Raw genomic sequence first — 25,777 nt, 5'->3', positions numbered from 1 at the left:
ATAGGAGGCTCAAATATAATTATGCAATATTCGGCTCAATCTATAGAACAAAAGAAAAATCTATCTGCTTCAGTATCGGAACCAATCTATATTTTAATGGTAGATGACTTACAAGAAAACCTCTTAGCGTTAGAAGCAGTGTTAAACAATTCTCAGTATCATTTAGTTTTTGCAAAATCAGGGGAAGAAGCTTTAAAATTCATTTTGACATATGATTTTGCCGTTATTTTGTTAGATGTCCAAATGCCAGGGCTAAATGGGTTTGAAACAGCAAAATTGATTAAAGAACGAAAAAAGTCCCGTCATATACCTATTATTTTTATTACCGCTATCAGTCAAGATATGCAACATATTCTGCAAGGATATCAAGTAGGTGCCATTGATTATATTGTAAAGCCATTTAATCCAGAAGCGTTGAAAAGCAAAGTGGCTCAGTTTGTTCAAATCTATGAAAGCCATACGAAAAGCCTCCATGAGATGAACTGGCAAACAACATCTGAATTGGACAAAATGAATAAGGAACTAAGAATAACCAAAATGGATTTAACTAAAAATGCAGTCTTTTCTTCAATCTTACAGAAAGCATTGCAGGATACGATTGTTACTTTTGATGAAGAAGGAACAATTATTAGTGTAAATCCAAGTGTAAGAAGAATGTTTGGCTATGTAGAAGAAGATTTAATCGGTTCTTCTATTGAAGTGCTTTTACATTCGATTGAATCAGAGGTTTCTATAGAGACACCTATTACCTTTGATATGTTAGTTCCAAATTTTATTGGTAGAATGATAGAGGCAAAAGCTAAGCGAAAGAATAATATTGTTTTTCCTGTTGATCTATATATTGGGGACGCAATGGTTGAAGAATACCAACTATTTGTGTGTACGATTCGTGATATTTCCGAAAGAAAAGAGGTAGAACGCTTAAGAAAGCAACAAGTGGATCAACTAGAACATGCCGTGGAAGAAAGGACGCTAGAACTGCTATCCATGAATCATAAGCTACATAGAGAACGTGAAGAAAAATCGAAGGTAACAGATGATCTAATGCTTTCGGAAGGACGTTTTCGGCAAATATTTGAAGCAAGTCCATGCTTGATGGCAATACGCTCCATGGAAGAGCCTGCATTTATTGCTGTAAATAAAAATTGGGTAAAGAGTACAGGTTATACGATGGAGGAGCTAAAGCAAGACGGCTATCATTGGAAGATTTTCAAAGATGTAAATGGAATAGAAGAGAACTTTCATGAGGAAGATTGGCATTTCCCTTTAAAAAATCAAAGAGTCATTTTCACGATAAAGAATGGAGAACAAAAGCAGGGGTTATTATCCACCGAAATAATAACAATTAAGAATAATAATTGTGTATTAATTGTATTAAATGATATAACAGAAAGATTGGCTTTAGAAAAAGAAATGGCAAGGCTAGATCAATTAAATCTAGTCGGAGAAATGGCCGCGGGCATCGCACATGAAATTAGAAATCCAATGACAACAGTTCATGGATTTTTACAAATTGGAAAATCTAATCCATCTAATCTGTCATTAGAACATATGGAATTAATGATTGATGAATTGGATCGAGCTAATAAGATAATCAAGGAATTCCTTACGTTAGCTAAAAACAAGACGAGTGATAAGAGGCGATATTCGTTAAATAGAATTATTGAAATCATATATCCATTAATTAATGCAGAGGCCTTATTGACAGGAAAAAAGGTTAATCTTCAATTAGGAGTTTGTCCAGAACTCTATTTGGATGAGAAAGAAATACGGCAGCTTTTACTTAACCTTGCATTAAATGGATTAGAGGCAATGGAGACAGAAGGAATTCTTACAATAAGAACATTCTGTAAAGGAAAGCATTTTGTGTTGGAAATTATCGATAGCGGTAATGGGATTGATGAGGAAATATTAAAGAAGCTAGGAACGCCTTTTTTTACAACCAAGGACAATGGTACAGGACTGGGACTTGCAGTATGTTATCGAATAGCAGAACGTCATATGGCAAGAATAAATGTTCAGACAAGCGAGAAGGGCACGAAATTCTCCGTATACTTTGAAATAGAGCAAGGAAAATAGAGATTGGCTTAGTCAGCAGTCTTCTATTCTTCTTTATTGGGATGATTTTCGCTCTGTTTAGTAATAAGAAGCCTGTTTTAATAGCGAAATATTTTTAAAGGAAAATCTTGCAGAACCAGCGAACTTATAAATAAAAAATAGGAAGAAGGTGGGGATTTGTATGGTTCCACAGAGGGTTTCATTGCTAACATTAGGAGCTTTGAGATTACCAGAATTGCGTAAGTTTTATCAACTTCTAGGATGGGAGGAAACGGAAGCTAGCTCAGATGAATATGCTGTTTTTAAGACCGCTGGTGTTTTCTTAACATTGTTTCCTTTAGAGGAATTGGCGAAGGATGCTGGGGTGGAGCTTCAAAGTCCGATCGAAGGCTTTAGGGGAGTTACTTTTGCAATCAATGTAAATGCAGCAGAGGAAGTAGATAGTGTTATGGAAAAGGTGAGAATGGCAGGCGGGAAAATTCTTAGAGAGCCAAGTGATGCTTTTTGGGGCGGCAGAACCTCTTATTTCGCAGATCCAGAAAATAATCTTTGGGAAGTAGCTTGGAATCCGAGTTCCGTTTTTGATGAAAGAGGAGCAATGATTGATTTTTAAAAAGAAATGCAGAGGGCAGCAGTTTAGGATTAGCCCCTGGATGCTAGGAGTAGTTGTTAAATGGACTTGAGAAATTTAATTAACAAGAGGCTGGGCCAAAACTAAATAACTAATCTTTAAAGACGAACAATCTCTAATTTAGCTCTTAAATAAAGCTTCTCATGATGGTTATCTATGTTTTTAAATATAGTCAAGTGTAAAAACTAGGTCGTTCCATTGCGCTACAGACGCACGATGCGCCGAGGAGGAAGCTGATCCTGCGGGGTCTAAAGCGTCTCTATTTCCCGCAGGAGTCGAGCCGTCCTCTGCTCCATTTCACTTCGTTTTTAAACCTTTTCTAAAACGATAAAAACGATTATTTATGAGTATAAATTGTACAATTGTTCGTACATATTGTTAGTTAAATTGCTTACGTCCCAACCTCTTTACCTATTATTTATGCTTTACAAAGTCCATCACATAGCGAATATATTTATCATCTCTTGCCAGCCATACTCCATAATTTCTGCGTAGGAAAATTTCTCCTTGCATGAAGGTAGAAAAAGTTTGTTGGAGCTTTGTTTTTTTCTGGTTAATGGCCCACTGGTTTCTACTCACCTGATAAAGGAAGAACACTTCGTCCTGCTTGTTTTCAAATAGAGTACCAAGTGGAGAATCCTTTTTATTGTATTCATTCTTTTTCGGATCTTCACGTAGTGGTTCTAATGCAAAGGTATCTAAGCAGTAATTTTGGTAAGCCTTATCGGTTAAGTTGCAGCCAGAAGCCTTCACATGACCGCCACCTCCATAGGTGCCAGCTACTTTTGATACATCAACATGGTCATGAATTGTACGGAAACCAAGTTTTTTTCCGCCAATATTAACAATTGCTATGTAATCTAAATGAGGATATTCCTTTCCAAGCTCATTCCCTAATTCAGAATGATATTGTTCGGCATAAACCACGCCAGCATATAAACCATCAATTTCTTTTTGGACAAGTTCCCGTCTTTTGCGGCGAATATAACGGTCAATTTTTTTCTCTTCCATATCTAGTATTTGTACTTCTAACTCATCAAAAAAGAAGTGATCATTTGCCTTTAAGCGTGTTACCATTTTTTCAACGAATTCGTCAAAAGAAATAAGATAAAAAAGTGCGTTTAAACGTTGTGCTGCTAGATTATTGTTTTTTTCCCAATATAGCAATAGGTGGGATTTTGAGGTTATCTCCATCCTTTCCCCTGCTCCACACCGTACGTGCGATTTTCACCGCATACGGCGTTCCATCTTTCTTGTTAGATTAAATCATCTCTAAGTTACAAACCTTGCGATATGAGTTTAACTTGTTCAATTGGTTTGTGTTTAAGTTTAGTCCATTTTTCAATCGCTGAATTGTATTGCTATCCGTTGCATGTACTAATTTGTGTACATCAACATGAATAATTCTTAGATTTTTGTACTCATCCGTACCACCGATATCTGAAGGAATAAAATGATGGCAATGTACTAAATCGGCTTCTAAGAATTCTCCAGTAATTTCACATTTGCCCTGTACCATACTGTATCTTGAAATTCTATTGTCCATAAATTCAAGACTATATCCTACAAATTGATGTTTAGCGAGTATCGTTATTTGATACCCAATATCCGCTTGTAGTTTACTATGAATCAACTGTCTTCCCCGTTCGGTGAAAACCGTAAGATTTTGGTTAAAGTTCATAGCTGGACTGAATTTAATATCCGTTATTGGGTATAAAAACCTTCCACTGATTTTCCAAGTCTTTGCATTATTTTTACCATAGAACTTTTTATACGAAGGCGGTGCATTTGCGGTTGACACAAACTTTCCAATCGGACGAAAACGATTGTATTGCAGTCGAGATAGGTCGTAGGCAATTCTTGCAAATACTATGGATACCAACGAACTATGCTTGAAGTATCCATGAACTCCTAAAACAAAACTATTCCATTTCTGAATATTTCCTGCTGTTGGAGAGTTTCGTATTTCTAAAATTATTTCTCTGCCTCGTGCCTTTATTCTCTTGATACTTTTATCTCTGACATCACTACGAGTGACAAAACCACTTTTATGTTTAACTGCCCTAATTCGATAACCCAAGAACTCTGTCCCTTGTTTCCTAAGATTTATTACTTTGGACTTTTCAGGTGAAATATCCAAATTCAATCTATCTTTCAGATAAAGTCTAACTGCATGATACCATTTGTATGCTGTCTTAACATCTGTAGTTAAGATTTTGAAGTCATCCGCATATCTTACAAGATAACCTTGTTTGAGTTTGGTTTTCTTCAACGCATGGTTTCTGTGACTGTTAGTTGAGTAATCGAAATGTGAGGGATGGTCTTCCCATTGACTTGCTATCCACATATCTAAATCATGTAAAACTATGTTGGATAGTAGTGGTGAAAGAACTCCTCCCTGAGGAGTACCCTTTGTTGGTATTCCTACATTTCTGATTGGCGCTTTTAGAATTTTTCCAATTATCACAAGAACTCTTCTGTCTTGAATTCCCATATTCCATAATTGCTTGATGAGAACCCTATGGTTTACATTATCAAAGAATCCTTTGATGTCCATATCTACTGCATACTGCAATTTTGCAGTTTTGACTAGAAAGTTACATCTTGATATTGCATGATGTGCACTTCTTAGTGGTCTAAAACCATAACTATGTTTGAAGAATTTTGCCTCGGCAATTGGTTCTAAAATTTGCTTAATCATTTGTTGGATTAATCTATCCAACATTGTAGGTATCCCTAAAGGTCTTGTATCACCATTTTCTTTGGGAATCAAAACTCTTTTAACTGGTTTCGGCTTGTAGTTGTTTAGAGATTTACGAATTGTTCTTATAAAATCATCTTTACCGATGTTTTTATATTCTTCAATCGTGTAAGTATCCGTCCCAGGTGTCCCAGAACCCTTGTTTTTCTTGATTTTCCTGTAAGCCAGAAGGATATTTTCTTCAGATATTATTAGTTCATAAAGTCTGTTGAATTTCTTATCTTTTTGACTTTCTTTGTACAAGGTAGAGAATGTTTCCGTCATTGAATAGTATTCCCATTGACGTAAAGTCGTCTTCATTGTGGCTAATCACCAAATTCCTGTGCTTAGTTCCCACATTCCTACTCGACCGATGAAGTTCACTTTTAGATAATTTAACTAACTATATTCAGAAAGACTTGGGGCTATCCCTCCACGTTCATTACACGTTTCATTGGTACTGTGCCCCTACTCTCACAAGGATTAAACATGTTGCCATGTAACACTCCACTGATAGGTGTTTAATAAGTGTTCCTTGCTTTCTACGTTCCGATTCCTTTAGCTGTTACCATACGGACTTAGGTGGTTACTATAAGCCTGTGCACATTATAGTGTCATTGTTCACTATCCCGAATTTCGTCCCATGGGAAACCTACTTTTCGGTATTGCACGCCACAATAGTGGCAGTGGACTTTCGTACCACTTCGACATCTAGACCCTTACATTCGCAACTTCGTCAGATTCTTATGAATCATTCTCACCATATCCGTTTTATAGCCCTCCGACCTATCTGTAACCATATAATCCATTTATAGACTACTTAGGTTACATTCAGCCGACTTCACCAAGCTTCACACCCATGACTTCTATCAGAGCCATACGCATGTTGGAGTATTAAGGAAAGTGCTTCGGTTCGACATGATAAACCTCATTCCACTTTTCAAGGAATCAGTTGTTGCTAACATTGTCTTTAAGACTTGTTAGCCCCTCCATTTCCAGCTTTTTATGCTGTTATAGGAGAACGCATCGCACCCCATGTATCATATTGTCTTACTAACTCAACAAATTCTGCAATGGCTGGAGAGGGACTCATATATTCATTTTTGACAAGGTATTCATATAATAAAGAAGTGGCACTTGTTAGTGTTCCTTCATCATCTTGAACAGACACAAAGCCCCATTCAAAATCATTTAAATGAAGAGCTGTCTTATGATGGTCAATAAGTTGTACTTTTCCACCCTTTTTATAATAGTCATCTAGTCGAATCGTATTTTCTTCATTGACAGAAAGGTCGGTAATAAAGAGAAAGGTATCTTCTGTTTTTTGATCTAAGAACTTTTCTACTTCTTGGTTCAGAAAAGAAACGGAGTTATAACGAACCTCTACGTCCTCTCCGAAAGCAAGTTTTGCAATAATGCCGCAGCCGACCCCATCAAGGTCATTATGCGATAATAGTTTGTACATTTTTTTCACCCCTGCCCAATAGTATAATCTAATATGGAAAAAATAGAACAGCTAACAGCCAATTTCTTTTAGAAAAACTTCTAATGAAAAGAAAAAAGGTGTCTCAAATAGGTTTTCACCTAGCTTTGAGACAGCCTTGATATGGTTATTTCATGCCAATGTATACATTTTCGCCGTCTATTTGAATTTCTTTCATATTCTCTATTCTTTCAAAGAAAAGCTGATGAATAATAACTCCTTTATGGATAAGAAAATCATATTCTTTCATTGTTTTGATAAAAGTGGTAGACCCATCAATAAATAAATCGATTTTTTTATCAATAGGCAGATTTTTATCTTTTCGCAAATCCTGAATAGACCGAATGAGTTCCCTGATATTTCCCTCCTTTTTTAATGCTTCCGATATAGTAGTATCGAGCATCACGGTGAAATGTTTATTGGAGGCCTCTTCATAACCAGGCAAATTCGTCTTTCTTTGGAGTATTACTTCTTCTTCTGTTAAGGTAATGCTTTCTTTACTTTCTAGTTTAACAGTTAAATATCCTTTATTTAGAAAGAAATTTATTTGTTCTTCTGTAGCATTCTGTAATATATCTTTTGCACTCTTTACGTTTTTCCCTAACTTAGGTCCTGCCTTTTTAAAATCAAGCTTTAGGGAATAATGAACGTAATCATCGGCAGAATCTACCCAGTTGATGTGTTTCACATTCAGTTCATCTTTTATAATCGACTCAAACTGTAAAAATTCGATAGCTTCGTTATTGTTTGCGGACACAATCAGTAAAGTTGCTAACGGTTGTTTTGTTTTTATTTGATAACGGTGACGAAGGCTTCTCCCTAGCTCCACCACTTCTTTCACTTTTTCCATTTGCTCCTCTAATTGCTTATCTCTCCATTTTGAAATAGTAGAAGGAAAGCTAGTTAAGTGGACACTTTTCCCTGTTAAAGCAAGATGAATGCTTTCAGAAGTAAAAGGAATAAATGGAGCCAATAATTGTGATAAACGAATTAATACTGTATAAAGGGTTTGAAAAGCAGAAACTTTATCTTCTGGCATTCCTGCTATCCAAAATCGTTCTCGATTTCTGCGAATATACCAATTGCTCACGTCATCCATTAATTCCCCGATTTTTCTGGCTGCATTTGTAAGCTGATAATTTTCCATCTCGTTTTTTACCACAACCGTTGTTGTCGTTAATCGAGAGAGAATCCAACGGTCCATGATAGGAATGTTTTTGATCTTTGGCAATTTCGGATCAAAGTGATCAATTTCTGCGTATAAAGAGTAGAAATGAAATAAACTTAAGAATGTATCAATCATTTTTGATTTTGCTTCTTGGACATTTTTTTCTGAGAATCTTTTTTGGTTCCATGGAGCGCTATCTGCAACAAGCGCCCATCGCAGAGCGTCTGCACCATATGTTTGGATAAGCTCAATCGGATTTAGTGCATTCCCCTTACTTTTGGACATTTTTTGTCCGAGTTCATCTAATACATGCCCTGTGGCAAGAACATTTTTATAGGGAACTTCTCCCGAATAAAGGACAGAAACTGCTAAAAGAGAATAAAACCATCCTCTTGTTTGATCAATGCCTTCTACAACAACATCTGCTGGAAACTGTTTTTGAAACAGTTCGCTATTTTCAAATGGGGTATGATATTGGGCAAAGGGCATGGAGCCACTATCGAACCATACATCAATTACCTCAGGTGTCCGGTACATATCTCCACTGCAGGATGGACAAGTAAAGACAAGTTCATCTACATATGGTTTGTGCAATTCCACATCATCAATCGGAGTTTTGTTATAGTTTTTTACCTCAGAAATGCTTTTGGGAGCAATCTCCTTTTGACAGGATGTGCATTGCCAAACATTTAAGGGAGTTCCCCAATATCGATTACGACTAATATTCCAATCAACTAAACCATCGAGGAAATTTCCAAATCGACCATTCTTTATATGCTCAGGGTACCAAGTTACTTCTTGGTTTTTGGCAACCAACCTTTCCTTTGCAGCAGTTGTTTTAATAAACCAGCTTTCTGTGGCATAATACAAAAGCGGTGTGTCGCAGCGCCAGCAATGCGGGTAAGAATGTTCATATTTCTCTTTATGGAATAACAATCCTTTTTGATGGAGTAGCTTGATTATCTCTACATCAACCTTCCCGTCTTTTACAAAGGAACCGGCTAATGGTGTAATGCTTTCCTTGTACCTTCCCCTTTCATCCACTACATGGACAAAAGAAAGATTGTTTGTCTGCACAAGACGATAGTCATCCTCACCGTACGCTGGAGCGATATGGACAATTCCTGTTCCGCTATCGTTTGTGACGAAATTACCATGATGAATGGTGTGCCCTTTTTCCACTTGAACGTATGAAAATGGTGCTGTATAGGAAAGTCCTACTAATGTTGATCCCTTCAAAGTTTCAAGGACTTCCCCTTCTAAGCCGATTACCGGCTGTAATCTATCTTTTGCAACGATGAATATTTCCTCTCCTACTTTTACTCTAACATAGTCTAAATCTTTGTGAACCGCTAAGGCGACATTTGCTGGCAATGTCCAAGGAGTCGTTGTCCAACCGAGTATATATTCGTTTTCTTTTGTGGCAAGCTTAAATTTAACTGTTGCACTCAAGTCTTTTACATCTTTATAGCCTTGTGCGACCTCATGTGAGCTCAAGGAGGTTTGGCAGCTTGGGCAGTATGGTGAAACGCGATGCCCTTTATATAACCAGCCTTTTTCGTGAATAGTACCAAGGATATTCCAAACCGATTCGATGTATTCATTACTCATGGTCATGTAGGGATGATCCATATCAACCCAATATCCTAATTCCTCTGTAAAGGTTCGCCATTGTTTTTCATAGGAAAATACACTATCTTTACATTTTTCAATAAAAGGAATAATGCCATAGTTCTCAATTTCTTGTTTTCCAGAAATACCTAGCGCCTTTTCGACCCCTAATTCAACAGGAAGTCCATGTGTATCCCAGCCTGCTTTACGAATGACTTGTTTGCCGTTCATTGTTTGAAATCTTGCGATGATGTCTTTGATGGTTCTTCCAAGTGCATGACCGACGTGTGGGAGGCCGTTGGCAGTTGGTGGTCCTTCGTAAAAAACAAAGGTGTCATTGTTATTGCGCTGTTCGATTGACTTTGGAAAAATTTGTTCTTCCTCCCAATAGGCCAGGATTCTTTTTTCACGAGCTCTGTCTGTTTCTTTTTGTACTTCCATCTATATCCCTCCATCTATTTAATAAACATTCCAGTATAGAAAGATATTTTTAGGAAAAAAAAAAACACCCGTCCCTTTAGTAAGGGACGAGTGTATTATCATAACCCGCGTTACCACCCAAATTCTGTTTGACAAAAAACAAACAGCGCTTAGTCAACGTACTATCATACGTGTTCCTTTTAACGGTGGAAATCCGTCAAGACTTACTAGTTGTTCAGCCTTGCATCTCAGAGATGATTTTTTCGTTTCGGTTACCTTACTGGCTTTCACCATACCCAGCTCGCTAAAAGGGATATCAAAACGTACTTTTTCTCTTCATTGATTTCTATGAATTGGAATGTTTTGTATAGGATAGCACTTTTAATGGAGAATTTCAAGGGACATTTGCCTATATCAAGCAAAGGAGGAAAGCCGGATAAATAGGATTTTTTAGCCACAAAACTGTCATAGTATCCCGATTGGTATTTTGTTAGAATGGTAGGTAGTGATTATTAGGTTTGAAAGGAAGTAGAGAGATGAAAAAAGTATTGAATATAGCCTTCTTTTATACAATTTTAGGTTTAGTTAGTGGCGTTTACTATAGAGAGTTTACGAAAATGAGAGATTTCACAGGGGAAACGCAGCTCTCTGTTGTTCATACTCACTCGTTTGCTTTAGGAATGATGATCATGCTAATCGTCTATTTATTCTGTTATACGATGAAAATACATACACTTAAAAATTTTGATTTGTTCTTTTATTTTTATAATATTGGTTTACTATCAACGATTACATTAATGGTGATAAGAGGAACTCTGCAAGTGCTTGAATTTGATTTATCCAGCGGTTTAGATTCTGCCATCTCTGGAATTGCCGGATTAGGGCATATTTCTATAACTATTGGTTTAGTGATTTTTTTCCTTCTTTTGAGAAAGAATCATAGCGAGAATATTCGAACGAAATAGGAAAAAATGTTTTTCCGAAGTTTATAAGAATGATAAATTTGCTTCGGAAAAAACATTCTAGATTCATGATCAACTATGCGCCTCCTTGTTTATATAATGGGAAAGAGCCAATAAAGGAAAAATCTTATTATAACTATGATAATAAATGTAGAATTGTTTCGGTAACCCAATACCTGTAGGATAAGTAATGGCGCGTTCCTCTTTCTTTTCGTCTAGTAAGTAACGAATTCCCCTTTTCACTTCTTTGCTTGCTCCTTCTCCTGCCGCAATTAAGGCATCAACAGCCCAAGCTGTTTGTGATTCCGTGCTAAATGGTAGAGGAACATAGATGGAAGTTTCACAGCTCCTACAAGATTCTCCCCATCCTCCATTGGAGTGTTGGATTTTTTTCAGCCAACCAATTGCTTTTTGGATTGCTGGGTGATTTGGTTTCATGCCAACTGCTGTTAACCCTGTAAGTGCTGCCCAAGTCCCGTAAATATAACAAACACCCCATCTGCCATACCAAGAGCCGTTTTTTTCCTGATTATTGATTAACCAGCTGACGGCCTGCTTTATATGAGGATGTGTGTCGTTAAGATGAGCAAAGTTTCCAAAGTATTCTAATACTCTTCCAGTTAAATCAGCGGTAGAAGGATCCACGGCAGCATCCTTTGCATTATCGATTGGAACCATCTTGAGAATGTCCCAATCGGTATTCTTTTCGAACGCTGCCCACCCTCCATCTTTATTTTGCATGGATAATAAATAGTTTGTGCCTTTTTGCCAAGCGTAATGAACCGTTTTGTTTGATGAGGCGGTTGCGGTTAAGGCCCGTAAAACGGCAGAGGTATCATCATTGTCAGGATTATTCGTATTAATATCAGAAAAGCCCCATCCTCCTGGTTCCGAATTTGGGTTATGAACCTGCCAATCTCCTTTTTTTGTATGTTGTTTTGCTAGCAAATAATTAGTTGCTTTTATTATTGGAGTAGATTCAGTAGGTATTCCAGCTTGTTGTAATGTATAGCTGATTAAGCCTGTGTCCCAAACCGTGCTGGTGGAGTTCTCTAGGTGACTTTGCTTACCTTTTTTATCGATAAGGGATGTGAGTCCAGCAATTGCTTTTTGAATTACTGGAGAATTTTTTTTATAGCCAAGGGCAAGTAATGCATAGATCATAAAGAAAGTTGCACTCGCATAACTGTAAAGTGTCCCATCCTCTTCTAATCGATCTAGCATGTATTTTTCTGCAGATTGAAAGCCTAAGTGATGAAGATAGGCTGGAAACTTTCCGATTCGTTTCATTTCTTTCCAAAGAAATGTAAGGGGATTTCGCTCTTCTTCTAGGTGATCAAAGGATGGATAAAGAGCTATATCTCTTACAAATAGGTCATCTAGCGGTGGCTTGGTTTTTGTTTGGATTGTGAATTTTTTATTGGCTGCTATTAACATCGGAATGAAGTGAATCCGAGCATAGGCACTAAATTGGTAGAAATTGAAAGGCTGAAAGGTTGGCAAGAGTAAAAATGTCATTGGAATGTAGATCATATGGGACCAAGGGTAGAGACCATTCACGGATAGCATCCATTTTATCATAAAATGAGCCTTCGCTAGGCCGCCGTGTTTTAAAATAAATGCTTTTGCTTTCTGCATTTGTGTGTCTTCCTTTGCATAAAGGCCAGAATATAATAGGGCAGTGTAAGCAATTATGGTAGCAGAGAGATGGCCGTTTGGTTCATCGCTATATGCTTTCCAATAGCCTTCTTTATGCTGGGCGTTACGCAGTGTTTTGGCTAAAAGGTGGATGTTTTCTTCTTCTGTGTGAATGTTTAATGCTCGAATGGTGATGATATAAAAAGCATCTGTCATTAAGCTTCCTTGAAACCGGAAATGAAAAGAACCGTCTGACTTTTGTAGCTCGACAAGCTCTTTTATGCGTTTTTGTTGCTCTTTTTCAACAGAGTGGAGAAATGTATTCAATATAATCACCTCAAATGTAACATCGTATTAGTAAACTTTATGCTTCTTAAGGAAAGTCATATTCAGAAATATTTATATTTTCTTTTTTTAGTAGTTGAAATTAGGGGGAGAGAGGTCTATAATGAACATAATTTAATGGAGCGAACATGTTGATCAGAAGGAGTACCCTAAGAACCTTTTTCGAAAGAGAGCAGTCGGTAGCTGAAAAGATTGTGCAAAAGCCTTAGGAGAAGACATCTGTGAGTGTTACTTTGAACGTATTATGCTAGTAGAGGTAACCGGTTATCACCGTTATGATACAAGTGGTTTCTGTATGAAACAATTTGGGTGGTACCGCGGATAATCCGTCCCTTTTATAGGGGCGGATTTTTTTATGTTTTTTTTAGACGAATATTTAGTGTCTAGCCCTGGGCACCCAGGGGCTGATGGGCTTTTCTAATAAGGAGGTGAGTGCCGTGGACGATGATGATGATAACGATATGAATCAAAATTTTACTAACTTTAGGAGGAACAGTTATATGGAATCTTCAAAAAGGGTGCTCATTTCTGAGTGTAATATGCTTATTGGTAAAGAGGTTGTTTTAAAGGGCTGGGTGAAAAAGATTCGCCAGCTAGGAAAAGTAGGCTTCTTGTTATTGAGAGACCGCACTGGGTTGCTGCAATGTGTATTAGAGCAAGAGCAGAATCAGGTGAAAATAGAGACAGAGAGTGTTGTTCAAGTTACCGGAATTCTTGTAAAAACAGATAAAACAGCAAATGGAGTGGAACTTCAAGTTAGTGAAATCCTCGTACTAGCTGAAGCTGATTTATTGCCATTTGAAATTAATAAGAAAAAACTGAATGTCGGCTTAGATCATTTACTGAATCATCGAGTTCTATCCTTAAGACATGAACAAATAAACGCAATATTTACGATTCAATCCGTGTTCGTGAAAGGTTTTACAGATTTTCTCATGCAAGAAGGGTTTACCAGAATTTTCACTCCAAAAATAGTTTCACAAGGAGCAGAAGGCGGGGCAAATGTTTTTACCTTTAACTATTTTGATAAAAGTGCCTATTTAGCACAATCCCCTCAATTTTATAAACAAATGATGGTAGGAGCGGGCTTTGAAAGGGTGTTTGAAATTGCCCCTGTATATAGGGCGGAAGAGCATAATTCATCTAGACATTTAAATGAATATATTTCGTTAGATGTAGAAATGGGATTCATTGAAAATGTGGAGGAAGTAATGGAGATGGAGAAGCGAGTTCTTCAATATGTTTTCCAATATGTGAAGGAGCGTTGTCAGAAGCAGCTGGACGTTCTTCAGGTCGACATACCAGTGTTGAACGAAATCCCTAAAATGACATTAGCAGAAGCACAGGCTATATTAAAAGAGACATATCAAAAGGACTCTCCAGAAGGAGATTTAAATACAGAAGGGGAAAAATGCATCGGAAACTATGTTAAGGATAAATATGGAAGTGATTTTGTGTTTATAACAAACTATCCGAGAGCAACAAGACCGATGTATACCATGCCAAATAAGGAAAATCCTGAGCTGACAGATTCTTTTGACCTTTTATATAAAGGAAGTGAAATTACCTCTGGCGGGCAAAGGATTCATCGTAAAGGAGAGCTAATAGCTTCTTTTAGAGAAAAGGGACTAAATCCGAATGAATTTAAGGCATATATCGATTCTTTTGCATATGCTATTCCACCGCATGGAGGATTTGGAATTGGTTTAGAACGGATTATAATGAAGTTCCTAAACCTTGGTAATATTCGCGAAGCAAGCGCATTTCCGAGAGATTGTGATAGGCTTATTCCATAAAAGGGTTATTTAAGTCTAGTACCCATAAATAAAAACTAGCCCCTTACTCGTAAATTCGTAGGTTAATTTGGAAAAATGTTTTCTAGAAAACATAACCAAAGCAGAGCTACATTTACGAAAGGAGCTAGTTTTATTATAATATCCCGAATTTGATTGATTGAAACATAAAAAGGAGCATATTTTTATAAAATTTTAATTATATGGGTTTCTTTTCTATCTAGAAAAGGTATAGGACAAGGAGATAGATTATACATAGTTGGAGGGGGAAACATATGATAGAGGATCTAGAATTAGTACTTGATGCAAAAGCTGTGCTTGGAGAAGGACCATGCTGGGATTTTAGAAACAATATTTTATATTGGGTAGATATTGAAGGAAAAAAAGTACATATGTATAACCATATTTCTGGTGAGCACAAACAGGTTCAACTAGAACGTGAAGTATCGGCTGTTATCCCTTGTATAACAAAAGATACAGAATTTATTGTTACATTAGATAATGGCTTTCATCTTTTAAATATAGAAACAGAGCAACTAAAGTTTATTGGCGATCCAGAGCGAGATTTAAAACAGAATCGTTTTAATGATGGGAAATGTGATGCTTATGGTCGTTTATGGGCAGGTACAATGTGCAGAGATGGAAAGACGAAAGATGCAGCACTATACTGTCTTGATAATGAAGGAAAATGGACGGAAAAAATAAGTCATTTGAGTATTTCGAACGGCATGGCATGGACTAGTGATAATGAATACTTATACCATATTGATACACCTGCTCAAACAGTAACACGTTATGAATATGATTTGGAAACAGGAAAATTAGGAAAAGCAAAGCAGATTATTGATTTTTCAGAGGAAGAAGGATTCCCAGATGGTATGACAATTGATAGCGAAGGAATGCTATGGATTGCTCATTATGGTGGAGGAAGAGTGTCTAGATGGAATCCAGAGAGTGGGGAAAAATTAAGTGAAATATGCTTGCCAGTACCGAATGTGACTTCTTGTACATTTGGAGGGGAAAAATTAAATGAGTTATATATAACGACAGCGAGATCTGGTTTGGATGATGAAGAATTAAAAAAGTATCCACAATCAGGAGGGTTATATAAAATCAAGCTACATATTCAAGGGGTAAAAACGTATTTATATCAAAACTAATTCGTAGATATTGGCTATAAAAAAGAGCTAATCAAACAGGATAATCATTTGATTAGCTCTTTTTTTATTTAACAACTAAAACCGGACATTTTACTCGTTTGATTACTTTATGACTAACACTTCCCAATACCATTTCTTGCAAGGAATTTAATCCGCGACTGCCAATGACAAGTAAGTCAAAGCTATTTTGATTTGCATACTCGACAATTGTAGGACCCGGCTCTCCATGAAGAAATAGTAGATTATAAGCGATATTATTGGATTGTAAGTATTCTTCCATTGATACGAATTTTTTCCGCCTAGTAAGTTCTAAATCAGCCTTCCCTTGAGCGTGCAATACATCATATTTCGATTGAGTGATATCTAGGACATGAACAACTGTAATTACAGCATTCTTCTGAAGGGAAGCTAATTTCACTGCTTCTGTTGTTGCTCTTAACGAGTTTTTTGAACCGTCAATTGCTAAAAGAATAGTAGAATACATGATTTACGCTCCTTTTGAGTTAGTGATCAGATAATTTCGCATTTTGTTTGGGAAATACAGCAAGTTTATCTACAATCTTTTTACTTGCAGAATCTAAGCCAGTAATGGTAACTGTATTTTGATTTTCCTTCAGCTTTAACGCAATTTTATCAATGGCACCGACTGCAGAATCATCCCATACATGAGAATTAGTAAAATCAATGGAAATTTCTTTGTTTTTAATCGTTGTATCAAATGCTTGAACAAAGCTATCAACAGAAGCAAAAAATAGTTGTCCTTCCACTGCATAGTTGTAGCCTTGCGATGTTTCCTGTTTATGCATCTTCACATGGGAAATCTTCGCAGCAAATAAGACAGCACTTAAAATAACTCCAGCAATTACCCCTATGGATAAATTATCGGTTGCGACAACAATTATCACGGTTACGAGCATAACGATTGCATCTCCTTTTGGAGCAGTAACTAAGTACTTGAAGGAAGACCAGTCAAAGGTGCCGATACACACCATAATCATGATGCCAACTAGGACTGGCATAGGAATTTGTACAACAAGACTTCCTAATACCATTATCAAAAACATAAGAAAAACACCTGCAACAAATGTAGAGAGTCTTCCTCTCCCACCTGATTTCACATTGATAACAGATTGACCAATCATCGCACAGCCAGCCATTCCGCCAAAAAATCCTGTAACAATATTAGCTATTCCCTGTCCCCTTGCTTCTCTGTTTTTATTGCTGTCTGTATCTGTTGCATCATCAACGATAGAAGCAGTTAATAAGGATTCCAATAAACCAACAATTGATAAAGCTAGCGCATATGGGAAAATAATTGCTAACGTCTCAAAGGAAAACGGTACATTTGGAATAAAGAAAGATGGCAATGATTGCGTAATTTTTCCCAAATCACCAACAGTAGCTACATTTACATTTCCAAAAATAGCAACAACGGTTAAAATAATAATAGCAATTAGTGGTGCTGGAATGACTTTTAAAAATCGCGGCAAGATATACACAATTAATAACGTGATGATTACAAATAAATAAGTAATGTTTGTGACGTTAATAAGATGTGGCACTTGAGCCATAAAAATTAAGATCGCTAAAGCATTAACAAATCCAATCATCACTGCTCTCGGGATAAACTTCATGAGCTTCGCAATTTTTAATACGCCGAAAATAATCTGAATTATCCCTGTAAGGATTGTAGCAGCAAATAAATATTCTAATCCGTAATCTCTAACTAATGGCCCCATTAATAATGCCATTGCTCCTGTTGCTGCTGAAATCATACCAGGTCTTCCACCTGTAAACGAAATAACCACAGCCATAGTAAAGGAGGCATACAATCCAATCATCGGATCTACCCCGGCAATGATAGAAAATGCAATCGCCTCTGGTATTAATGCAAGAGCAACGACCATTCCTGATAAAATATCCCCACGGATATTTGAAAACCATTCCTTTTTTATTTTTTCAATCAAATGATTCACCTCAATATCTTTCTGCTTGATACAAAGAAGTCTACCATGTTTTTTCCCAAAAAGGAATATATTTTGGGATAGTTTTTACAAGGAGAGAATTTCTATCTATAATAATGAGAAGAGATAATGTTGGAGGCAATTAAGATGAAATATGGTTATATGCGACCTACCATTGCAGATACTAGCTGCGAGCAGCAGTTAAAAATACTGAAACCTATATGTGAGCAAATGTATCAAGAAGAACATGATTCGGCAAAAAATAGATCAAAGCTATCGGAAGTAATAGCCTCTCTATTAAAGGGAGACAAAATTGTTGTAGCGCAGTTATTTACCATTGCAGACTCGAGTAGGCATCTGATGGAGTTATTAGAAATACTTGAAGACAAAGGTGCTTATTTACAATCAATAAAGGAAGATATTGATACAGAAAGAAAAAAGGAGTATTCGTTGTCTGAAATGCTATCTCATTTAATTGAATTCCAGAATGAGATTATTCGGGAAAGAACAAAAAAAGGCATGGAATACGCGAGACAGCATGGGAAAGCAAGTGGAAGACCGAGAAAAGCGGATGAAAATGTAAAAAAAGCAATGGAGATGTATCAGTCTAAAAAATATACATTAAAAGAAATAAAAGCAGAAACAGGAATTAGTAAATCTACATTATATAGGTATTTAGAGCATTAATGGGGGATTTCATTTTTAAAGAGTGGAAGGCAGAAGTAGAGTTTATCAAAGGAACGAAAGCAAGAAATAAGTCGTTCATCCGAGGAATGAACGACCAAGTCGAAGTAGAAACGATTTTTTTTTTAGAAAGATAAATACTGCATTTATCTTGTCTTAAGTAACTGTTTTACGATTCTACCTAAAGAATTTTTCTCCATAAAAGGAGCTAGCTTTGCTAGTGATTGAGGAGACAGTCTATCAGCATCCATATTGGATAATAATTGATCAATAGCATCCTCTTCAAAAAAAGGAGCAAGTTCCATTAGCTGTTCTAATTCTATTTCTCCATTCACTGCTTTATCCACTAGTTCATTAAAGGAAGCTTCTCCTATAAATGGAGCCATTTTTTGTATGAAAGACCATTCCCCCTTACTTGATGCGATTGAAACTAAGTGTTCAATCGTATCTTCTTCTAAAAAGGGAGCCAAGCCAATTATATGTTCCTCATTAAACATGTCGTCTATTCCTTGCAAGACAAGATTATTTAAAGCTGTATCACTAATAAAAGGAGCCATATTTGTGATGAACTGCCAAGTTAATTGCCCATTTTGCACTTTCCATATTAAGCTGTCTATATATTCTTCATCTAAGAAGGGTGCAAGCTGCACTAATTCTATAGGTTCAATCGATTCGCTAATGACTTGATTGGCGATTGAGTGTAAGGTGCTAGAAGATAAAAAAGGGGCAATTCGTTGAACAATCTTCCAATCAATAGTTCCTTTTGTTGCTTGTATGACGATTTCATCTAATGCTTCTGTTGACAGAAAAGGAGCTAGATGAACAATTGTGTCTAAATCCCAAGCGGTTGCATCCATTTTTTCAGATACTTTACTTAGTTGACTAGTTTTAATAAGAGGGGCGATATCAATCAGCTCCTTTACGTCGGCAGCTCCTGAATTAATTAAATCCGCTACTTCCTCGGGTTGGTCGGCCGATAAATGCTCAACCATTTTCCCAATTTGCTTGGAAGGTTTTGGTTGTTTATTTCCAGCGTTCATTAAGAGATCAATAGAAACCTCCAATTCATTCGCAATAATGGGAATGGTCATAATATCAGGAAGGGATTCTCCTCTTTCCCATTTGGATACCGCTTGGTGACTGATATTTAATTTATCTGCTAATTCAACCTGTGTTAGATCTTTTTCTTTTCTCAATTTTGATATATAAGCCCCAATTTTTCGTGAATCAACCATACTTGTCATCTCCTCTACTTTTCCAGTGCGCACTGTCTAATTCGATACTAGCATACTTGCCAAAACATGCCTATCAACGGCTAGTTGAATAGCTGAAAAATAGTGATTCTACTAGTGGTAGAATTGTTTTTGCATGAGGGTTTCTAGTGAAAAGCAATACAACATTAGAACATTAAAAAGAGACTGGGAAAAAACGAAATACATAATCTTTAAAGACGAACAATCTCTAATTCAGCTCTAAAATAAAGCTACTTTTTCAAGAGGGTTCTCTATGTTTTTAAATATAGTTAAGTGTAAAAACTAAGTCGTTCCATTGCTCTACAGACGCACGATGCGCCGGGGAGGAAGCTGAGCCTCCTCACTGCGAGGCCACTGAAAAAGTATATTACCTGGTGAATCATTAGTTAGCAAACCATTCTAACTTAGTGTAGGTTTTTGTTTTCCGAGGCTTACCGCACGACTCACCGGGGCGAGCGCCGAGCCGCTTCACAGCTCACACTCCTGCAGGGTCTCGGACTTTCTCGCATCTCCCGTAGGAGTCGAGCGTCCTCCGCTCCATTTCACTTTGTTTTAAAACCTTGTTCTAAAACGAAAAACGAACAATTATGCATGTTAATCGCATAATTGTTCGACTTTGTTGCTAACTGAAATGTTTATGTCCCAGCCTCCTATTATAATCTTACACTAATACGCCTTCTTTATATTCTTTTGTTAATGTTGGCCAGAATTCTTTATTTGCTTCAATTAAATCATCAAGAACTGCTTTCGCTACTTTAGCAGAAGGTAAGGTTTTATTTAATGTGAATGCTTGTAATGCTTTTTCATAAGAACCTTCCACAATGGCTTGCACTAAAATTTTCTCCGATGCTAATTGTTGGTCAATCATTGCTTTGTAGAAGTAAGGAATGTCTCCAACAAATTCAGGTTTAGGACCATCACTTGTAATAAGCGCAGGCACTTCAATCATCGCATCATTTGGCAAGTTTGGAATTGTTCCATTGTTTTCTACCATTACTAAATATCTTTTTCCGAGGTTTTGAGCAAGAGATACTGTTACATCTACAATAAATGTTCCGTGTACACCAACTGCAAAGGAATCTTCTAAAATACCAGTCTCTTCATATTTATCTACTGTTTCAAACAATGTTTTTTCACGGCCATCCATTACTTCGTTCGCACGAGTGTATTCCTTATTTGAAGTTTCCACAATATGATCTGGGAACAGATAGTATTGTAAATATGGATTCGGCAGATATTCTGGAAAATGATCCATGATTAGTTTAATATTCTTAAAGGTTTTAATCCAGGAAGAATCTGCATGACGATAGTCAATTTTTGAAACATCTTCTGTTAGTAATCCATGTTTATATACATGCTCACGAATTTCTGGCAATCTTTCTACCCCATCAACTTTAATGCTTGTAAACCAGCCAAAGTGATTTAAACCAAAGTAGTCAACATCTAATTCTTCTCTTTCTACTCCGAGGATTGCTGCGATATTACGCATTGTTGCAACAGGCATATCACAAATGTTTAAGACTCTTGAATTTGGTCGAAGCTTACGAACACCTTCTGCCACAATGGATGCTGGATTGGAGTAGTTTACAATCCATGCTGTTTCTTTAGCATATTTTTCTACATAATCGATCAGCTCAATCATTGGAGAGATAGTTCTCAGTCCGTAAGCCAATCCGCCAGGTCCACATGTTTCTTGCCCAACTACATGATGGGAAAGGGGAATTTTCTCATCGAGTTCACGCATTGCATATTTTCCAACTCTCATTTGGGCAAATACAAAGTCTACATCTTCAAAGGCTGTTTGTGGATCTGTTGTATCAATGACTTTAATTTTATCTGTATATTCTTCAATGACGGCCTTTGCAGCTACGACTACTTTAGACTGTCTTTCTCCGTCAATATCGTAGAAGCGAATTTCAGAAAGTGGTAGATCTTCTAATCGGTCCATTAAGCTACGAATAATTCCTGGAGTGTATGTGCTTCCCCCGCCTGCAACTGCTAATTTATATGTTTTCATCTTAAATTCCTCCTAATTGTTGGTCTACTTGATCTCGAACAGATTTAACATTTAAACCATATACGACTTGGACATTATTTCCTGATTTGATAATTCCTTTGGATCCTGTTTGTTTTAATATCAGTTCATCTACTGCATTTGGATCTTTTAAAATTAGGCGTAATCTTGTATAGCAATTATCAACATTTTCAATGTTTGCTTTTCCGCCCAATGCATCGACAATAGTTGCCCCTAAAGCTGATGGCGAATCATTTGTCGTTCCACCAGATACAGCTGCCTCTGCATTAGCTAATTCATTTGTTTCAGCTGCTATCATATCTTCTTCACGACCTGGTGTTTTTAAATTAAATTTAAGAATTAAGAAGCGGAAAAGGATAAAATAGATAACTGCCATTAGTAATCCTACTAAGATAAACATTGGCCAGTTGGACTTTGTTGTTCCAAGCGGTAAATTATATAGTAAGAAATCAATAAATCCATTTGCGCCAATTGCATGTACATGAAAGATACTTAAGAGCATCATACCCACACCAGAAAGAACAGCATGTAGGACAAACAAGATTGGTGCGGTGAAAAGGAAAGCAAATTCTAAAGGCTCTGTTACTCCTAGTAAGAAGGAGGTAAAGGCTGCAGGAAGAAGAATTGCTTTTGCGATTGTTTTTTTCTTTTTATCTGCAGTTACATACATTGCTAGTGCTGCTCCCATAAGTCCAAACATTTTGCTTAAACCGCGAGCATCCCAGTTCACTGTACTGCTTAATACTTTAATGCTTGAGTCTGCCATTTCGGCAAAATAGATATTTCGGGCGCCATAAATAATTTCATTTCCGATATTTGCAACTCCACCTAATTCTGTGTAAAGAAATGGAGTATACACTAAGTGATGTAATCCAGTTGGGATGAGAATTCTTTCTAAGAATCCATAAATAAGTAATCCAACTACTCCTAAATTTTTAATGCCGCTGGCTACAGCTGTAATACCATCTTGTACGAATGGCCAAAATTCTGCGGCAAGTGCTCCTAAAATCATCGCACTAGGAATGGCTAAAATAGCTACAAAGCGATGTCCTGAGTATATAGCCATAACACCTTTGAATTCCGTGTCGCAGTATTTATTGTGCAAAATTCCAACTAGAGCACCTAGAAGAATTCCAGAAAAAACACCCATTTCCAATACTTGAACATTTAATACCATTGCTTGACCAGATAATTGCATTTGCTCTGGTGCTACTAAGCTACCAGTTAAACTTAATATTTGATGCATTGCATTTATGAAAATAACGAAGGTAACTAAGCCAGTTAAGGCAGCATATCCTTTATCTTTTTTAGCTAAGCCAATCGGAATACCGACAGCGAAGATTAAAGCTAGGTTTTGCAAAATCGATACAGCGGAGGAAGATATAAATTTCCCTGTATTTTGAATTAATGGATTTTCTAAAATCGGAATATATTGTGCTAAGTTTCCGTTTCCGAAAACATTTCCAAATGCGATAAATAGACCGATAATCGGTAGAATGAGAATTGGTGCAAATAAAGATTTTCCGAAGAGCTGAAGACCATTTACTACCTTTTTCATCTATAAAACCTCCCTTTGTTGGTAAGCGTTGTCATATCTTTTTAATAACCAAAGTATATAATTGAACAGGTAAATTTGAAAGGGTTTGCAAGGATTGTGTACAATGTCTTTCAATCCTGTAACATGTTACAAGGCTTAAGTGAAAGAAAGAGGATGTTCGATAGCATCCTCTTTCAACAGTGTATATAAAAAAAGTATTAATATTCTTTAACAATCCCTCTTTTAATCGCTACGATTAAAAGTAAATCAATGAGCATAAACATATTGGATTCAAAAGAGGTAACTTCGAATTCTTGTTGAGACTCAATGGTAGGATCGAGGACGGTAAAGACAATATCAGCAATTTTGGCGGTAGAGCTTTTATTGTTTCCGGTAAAAAGGATTGTTTTTACGCCTTTATCCTTTGCGATTTGCACTTTCTCTAGTACTTTAGCTGTTTCACCTGAGCGAGAAAAAGCAATGAGCAATTTGTATTTTTGAATATTATTGAGAAAAATCGCTCTACTGTCGCTTGTTGTTGAATTGGAAACATAATAACCAAAGAGCTCTAGTTTTTTTGCAAAATAGCTAGAAAAAAGCGTAGAAAAGCCTGCACCATAAAAGTAAATCATTTTATTTTCATTAATTTGCGCAAGAAATAGTTCGATGCTTGTTTCATCAAGGGAATCGATTGTTTGTTTATAATTTTGCTTAAAGGAAGAAACAGCATCTATCAATGGTTGATGAATACTATCTACATATTCTACTTCTTGATCAAGCATTTTTGTTACTTTTAAATTTAGGTTGTAAATAAATTCACTATAGCCACTAAAACCAAGTTTTTTACAGAGGCGGATAATGGTTGCTGTGGATACAAATAGATCATTTGCAGCTGCTCGAATGCTTAATGTTTCTCCTGCTAATTTCTTCTGGATAAGGAAATAGGTGATCTCTTTCTCTGCTTCTGTTAAGTTTTTATCATTTGCATAATCAAGAAACAGCATATCTATATTTTTCAAACCTCTCATCATTCCTTGTTCGTATTTTCGGCCTATATGTATCTCTTATTATAATGAATATATAGGGTATTATGTTTTACTTTTTTGCTGTGGTAAGCATAATTTAAAAAAGGATGCCAATACTACTAAACACAATGTAAATTCTGGAGGTTTTACTTCGTGTCTCAATCAAATATAAAGCTAACATCCTCAGAAATAGCTTCCCTGTGGACATCTTATATGAATAATTGTATGTCAAAGCAGGTTCTAACGCATATGCTTCAGCATGTAAAGGATCGAGAAATCTCTAATGCGATTCGTTTTTCTTTTCAGTTTGCCCAAAAACAAGAAAAGCGTTTTATAAAGATTTTTCAAAAAGATGATTTCGCCATTCCTCATGGATTTACAGAAACAGATGTTAATACCAATGCTCCTGCCTTATTTACAGAAACCTTTTGTCTAGCATATATTAATCAAATGGCGAAAGCAGGCTTATTGGCTTATGGAGGGTTCCTTGCAATGAGTACAAGGGAAGACCTCAGCGCTTTTTATCACCATGGATTACATAATACTTCCAAGCTTTATCATTTAACGAATTCAATATTAGAAAAGAAGGGTCTGTTAATTCGATCACCGCATACTTCCATTCCAAAGAAAATTGACTACATAGATAGCAAGAAATACTTAAGTGGTTTCTCTTTGTTCCATAAAAAAAGACCCTTAAATGCCGTAGAGGTTTCCCATCTTTTTATGAATACTCAGACGAACAATTTGGGAGTGAAGATTACATTAGCCTTTGCTCAAACTACCACAAATAAAGATGTACGGGCATATATGTTAAGAGGAAAGGATATTTCCCAAAAGCATTTAAAATTATTCATGGATGCTTTAGTGGATGAAGGAATACAAAGTCCAAATTCATCGGATATAGGAGTTACTGATTCTAAGGTACGTACATTTTCAGATAAATTAATGATGTTCCATATTAGCTTATTAAGTGCTACAGGAGTTGGAAACTACGCATTAGCAGGAGGCGCTAGTCAAAGAAGTGACCTTTTGCTCAATTATGAAAGACTGTCCATGGAAATAGCTCAATATGCAAAAGATGGGGAAGATTTGATGATTGAAAATAGTTGGCTAGAACAGCCACCGCCAACTATTCAAATATAAACTTTCCCTATGGAAAGAGAAGTGTATGTTATGGGACGTAGGTAGTAATAGCGACAAACTTCCTGGAATACTTTAAAAAAAGCCCAAACAATTATATGAATCTTTTGTCGGCATTGCGTATAATTGT

Annotated in this window: 18 protein-coding genes, 1 pseudogene and 2 other annotated features; of the genes and pseudogenes, 8 read left to right on the top strand and 11 right to left on the bottom strand. The window is 36.5% G+C overall.

Annotated elements, in window-relative coordinates; translation table 11 throughout:
• Nucleotides 1-21 precede the first annotated feature (21 nt).
• Both ACWNMZ_RS01150 and ACWNMZ_RS01145 read left to right on the top strand, forming a co-directional pair.
• Entirely contained in the window at nt 22-2,079 is a 2,058-nt protein-coding gene (locus ACWNMZ_RS01150; protein WP_251627882.1) for a response regulator, read from the top strand.
• Nucleotides 2,080-2,239: 160 nt separating this feature from the next.
• Nucleotides 2,240-2,671 (top strand): VOC family protein, encoded by a 432-nt coding sequence (locus tag ACWNMZ_RS01145; protein WP_031535096.1) that lies wholly within the window; start codon nt 2,240-2,242, stop codon nt 2,669-2,671.
• A gap of 432 nt (nt 2,672-3,103) precedes the next feature.
• On the opposite strand, the gene ACWNMZ_RS01140 is transcribed toward ACWNMZ_RS01145, so the two are convergent.
• The 4 genes and pseudogenes from ACWNMZ_RS01140 to ileS all read right to left on the bottom strand — a co-directional run bounded on the left by ACWNMZ_RS01140 (nt 3,104) and on the right by ileS (nt 10,132).
• The gene (locus ACWNMZ_RS01140; RefSeq protein ID WP_192840958.1) at nt 3,104-3,883 is read right to left on the bottom strand and encodes a hypothetical protein; all 780 of its coding nucleotides are present in this window, start codon (nt 3,881-3,883) and stop codon (nt 3,104-3,106) included.
• A 67-nt stretch (nt 3,884-3,950) separates the two neighbouring features.
• Nucleotides 3,951-5,750 carry a group II intron reverse transcriptase/maturase gene (ltrA, locus tag ACWNMZ_RS01135; protein ID WP_031535091.1) on the bottom strand — a complete coding sequence of 600 codons (1,800 nt, stop codon included), beginning with the start codon at nt 5,748-5,750 and terminating at the stop codon, nt 3,951-3,953.
• Nucleotides 5,751-6,462: 712 nt separating this feature from the next.
• Nucleotides 6,463-6,894 (bottom strand): annotated as a pseudogene (locus ACWNMZ_RS01130) (oligoribonuclease); the annotation flags it as partial.
• Between the two features lie 145 nt (nt 6,895-7,039).
• On the bottom strand, nt 7,040-10,132 hold the full coding sequence (gene ileS, locus ACWNMZ_RS01125; RefSeq protein WP_251627878.1) for an isoleucine--tRNA ligase: 3,093 nt from the start codon (nt 10,130-10,132) through the stop codon (nt 7,040-7,042).
• Between the two features lie 79 nt (nt 10,133-10,211).
• Nucleotides 10,212-10,460 (bottom strand) — a binding site (T-box leader).
• 187 nt (nt 10,461-10,647) lie between these two features.
• Between ileS and ACWNMZ_RS01120 the strand changes: the two genes are divergently transcribed.
• Nucleotides 10,648-11,076 carry a DUF2871 domain-containing protein gene (locus ACWNMZ_RS01120; protein ID WP_031535088.1) on the top strand — a complete coding sequence of 143 codons (429 nt, stop codon included), beginning with the start codon at nt 10,648-10,650 and terminating at the stop codon, nt 11,074-11,076.
• 69 nt (nt 11,077-11,145) lie between these two features.
• Here ACWNMZ_RS01120 and shc read toward each other — a convergent pair whose 3' ends face one another.
• A complete protein-coding gene (gene shc, locus ACWNMZ_RS01115) occupies nt 11,146-13,038 on the bottom strand; it encodes a squalene--hopene cyclase (RefSeq protein ID WP_251627875.1) in 1,893 nt (630 codons plus the stop codon).
• Nucleotides 13,039-13,178: 140 nt separating this feature from the next.
• Nucleotides 13,179-13,393: a binding site (T-box leader), on the top strand.
• A gap of 163 nt (nt 13,394-13,556) precedes the next feature.
• Here shc and aspS point away from each other — a divergent pair.
• Nucleotides 13,557-14,852, top strand: a complete 1,296-nt coding sequence (gene aspS / locus ACWNMZ_RS01110) for an aspartate--tRNA(Asn) ligase (RefSeq protein ID WP_031535086.1) — start codon at nt 13,557-13,559, stop codon at nt 14,850-14,852.
• Between the two features lie 272 nt (nt 14,853-15,124).
• Complete coding sequence (locus ACWNMZ_RS01105) at nt 15,125-16,009, top strand: SMP-30/gluconolactonase/LRE family protein (protein ID WP_031535084.1); 885 nt, start codon at nt 15,125-15,127, stop codon at nt 16,007-16,009.
• 64 nt (nt 16,010-16,073) lie between these two features.
• Here ACWNMZ_RS01105 and ACWNMZ_RS01100 read toward each other — a convergent pair whose 3' ends face one another.
• Both ACWNMZ_RS01100 and ACWNMZ_RS01095 read right to left on the bottom strand, forming a co-directional pair.
• Complete coding sequence (locus ACWNMZ_RS01100; protein ID WP_031535082.1) at nt 16,074-16,493, bottom strand: universal stress protein; 420 nt, start codon at nt 16,491-16,493, stop codon at nt 16,074-16,076.
• Between the two features lie 19 nt (nt 16,494-16,512).
• Entirely contained in the window at nt 16,513-17,976 is a 1,464-nt protein-coding gene (locus ACWNMZ_RS01095; RefSeq protein ID WP_109768649.1) for a SulP family inorganic anion transporter, read from the bottom strand.
• 144 nt (nt 17,977-18,120) lie between these two features.
• Here ACWNMZ_RS01095 and ACWNMZ_RS01090 point away from each other — a divergent pair, with 144 nt between their 5' ends.
• Together ACWNMZ_RS01090 and ACWNMZ_RS01085 are read left to right on the top strand one after the other, a co-directional pair.
• A complete protein-coding gene (locus tag ACWNMZ_RS01090; RefSeq protein ID WP_109768687.1) occupies nt 18,121-18,660 on the top strand; it encodes a recombinase family protein in 540 nt (179 codons plus the stop codon).
• A complete protein-coding gene (locus ACWNMZ_RS01085; RefSeq protein ID WP_285846418.1) occupies nt 18,660-18,794 on the top strand; it encodes a hypothetical protein in 135 nt (44 codons plus the stop codon). The genes ACWNMZ_RS01090 and ACWNMZ_RS01085 overlap by 1 nt, the downstream gene beginning before the upstream one ends.
• A gap of 9 nt (nt 18,795-18,803) precedes the next feature.
• Here ACWNMZ_RS01085 and ACWNMZ_RS01080 read toward each other — a convergent pair whose 3' ends face one another.
• The 4 genes from ACWNMZ_RS01080 to ACWNMZ_RS01065 all read right to left on the bottom strand — a co-directional run bounded on the left by ACWNMZ_RS01080 (nt 18,804) and on the right by ACWNMZ_RS01065 (nt 24,510).
• The gene (locus ACWNMZ_RS01080) at nt 18,804-19,892 is read right to left on the bottom strand and encodes a helix-turn-helix domain-containing protein (protein WP_251627873.1); all 1,089 of its coding nucleotides are present in this window, start codon (nt 19,890-19,892) and stop codon (nt 18,804-18,806) included.
• A gap of 679 nt (nt 19,893-20,571) precedes the next feature.
• Entirely contained in the window at nt 20,572-21,927 is a 1,356-nt protein-coding gene (locus ACWNMZ_RS01075) for a 6-phospho-alpha-glucosidase (RefSeq protein ID WP_031535073.1), read from the bottom strand.
• 1 nt (nt 21,928) lies between these two features.
• The gene (locus ACWNMZ_RS01070; protein WP_031535071.1) at nt 21,929-23,503 is read right to left on the bottom strand and encodes a PTS transporter subunit EIIC; all 1,575 of its coding nucleotides are present in this window, start codon (nt 23,501-23,503) and stop codon (nt 21,929-21,931) included.
• 197 nt (nt 23,504-23,700) lie between these two features.
• Nucleotides 23,701-24,510, bottom strand: coding sequence for a MurR/RpiR family transcriptional regulator (locus ACWNMZ_RS01065; protein ID WP_231512495.1), 810 nt, complete (start codon nt 24,508-24,510; stop codon nt 23,701-23,703).
• A gap of 150 nt (nt 24,511-24,660) precedes the next feature.
• Here ACWNMZ_RS01065 and ACWNMZ_RS01060 point away from each other — a divergent pair, with 150 nt between their 5' ends.
• Complete coding sequence (locus ACWNMZ_RS01060) at nt 24,661-25,650, top strand: DUF3231 family protein (RefSeq protein ID WP_251627871.1); 990 nt, start codon at nt 24,661-24,663, stop codon at nt 25,648-25,650.
• Nucleotides 25,651-25,777: the final 127 nt, after the last annotated feature.

It is taken from the genome of Niallia sp. Marseille-Q9988 (assembly GCF_976954375.1).
The sequence above is the reverse complement of the archived record's forward strand: the minus strand, read 5'-3'. Positions and strand labels throughout refer to the sequence as shown.

Coding starts and splice junctions, on each gene's coding strand:
- ACWNMZ_RS01075 (WP_031535073.1), bottom strand. CDS start 21,927: ATGAAAACATATAAATTAGCAGTTGCAGGCGGGGGAAGCACATACACT.
- ACWNMZ_RS01080 (WP_251627873.1), bottom strand. CDS start 19,892: ATGGTTGATTCACGAAAAATTGGGGCTTATATATCAAAATTGAGAAAA.
- ACWNMZ_RS01145 (WP_031535096.1), top strand. CDS start 2,240: ATGGTTCCACAGAGGGTTTCATTGCTAACATTAGGAGCTTTGAGATTA.
- ACWNMZ_RS01070 (WP_031535071.1), bottom strand. CDS start 23,503: ATGAAAAAGGTAGTAAATGGTCTTCAGCTCTTCGGAAAATCTTTATTT.
- ACWNMZ_RS01100 (WP_031535082.1), bottom strand. CDS start 16,493: ATGTATTCTACTATTCTTTTAGCAATTGACGGTTCAAAAAACTCGTTA.
- ACWNMZ_RS01085 (WP_285846418.1), top strand. CDS start 18,660: ATGGGGGATTTCATTTTTAAAGAGTGGAAGGCAGAAGTAGAGTTTATC.
- ACWNMZ_RS01140 (WP_192840958.1), bottom strand. CDS start 3,883: ATGGAGATAACCTCAAAATCCCACCTATTGCTATATTGGGAAAAAAAC.
- ACWNMZ_RS01065 (WP_231512495.1), bottom strand. CDS start 24,510: ATGAGAGGTTTGAAAAATATAGATATGCTGTTTCTTGATTATGCAAAT.
- ACWNMZ_RS01120 (WP_031535088.1), top strand. CDS start 10,648: ATGAAAAAAGTATTGAATATAGCCTTCTTTTATACAATTTTAGGTTTA.
- ltrA (WP_031535091.1), bottom strand. CDS start 5,750: ATGAAGACGACTTTACGTCAATGGGAATACTATTCAATGACGGAAACA.
- ileS (WP_251627878.1), bottom strand. CDS start 10,132: ATGGAAGTACAAAAAGAAACAGACAGAGCTCGTGAAAAAAGAATCCTG.
- ACWNMZ_RS01150 (WP_251627882.1), top strand. CDS start 22: ATGCAATATTCGGCTCAATCTATAGAACAAAAGAAAAATCTATCTGCT.
- ACWNMZ_RS01090 (WP_109768687.1), top strand. CDS start 18,121: ATGAAATATGGTTATATGCGACCTACCATTGCAGATACTAGCTGCGAG.
- ACWNMZ_RS01105 (WP_031535084.1), top strand. CDS start 15,125: ATGATAGAGGATCTAGAATTAGTACTTGATGCAAAAGCTGTGCTTGGA.
- aspS (WP_031535086.1), top strand. CDS start 13,557: ATGGAATCTTCAAAAAGGGTGCTCATTTCTGAGTGTAATATGCTTATT.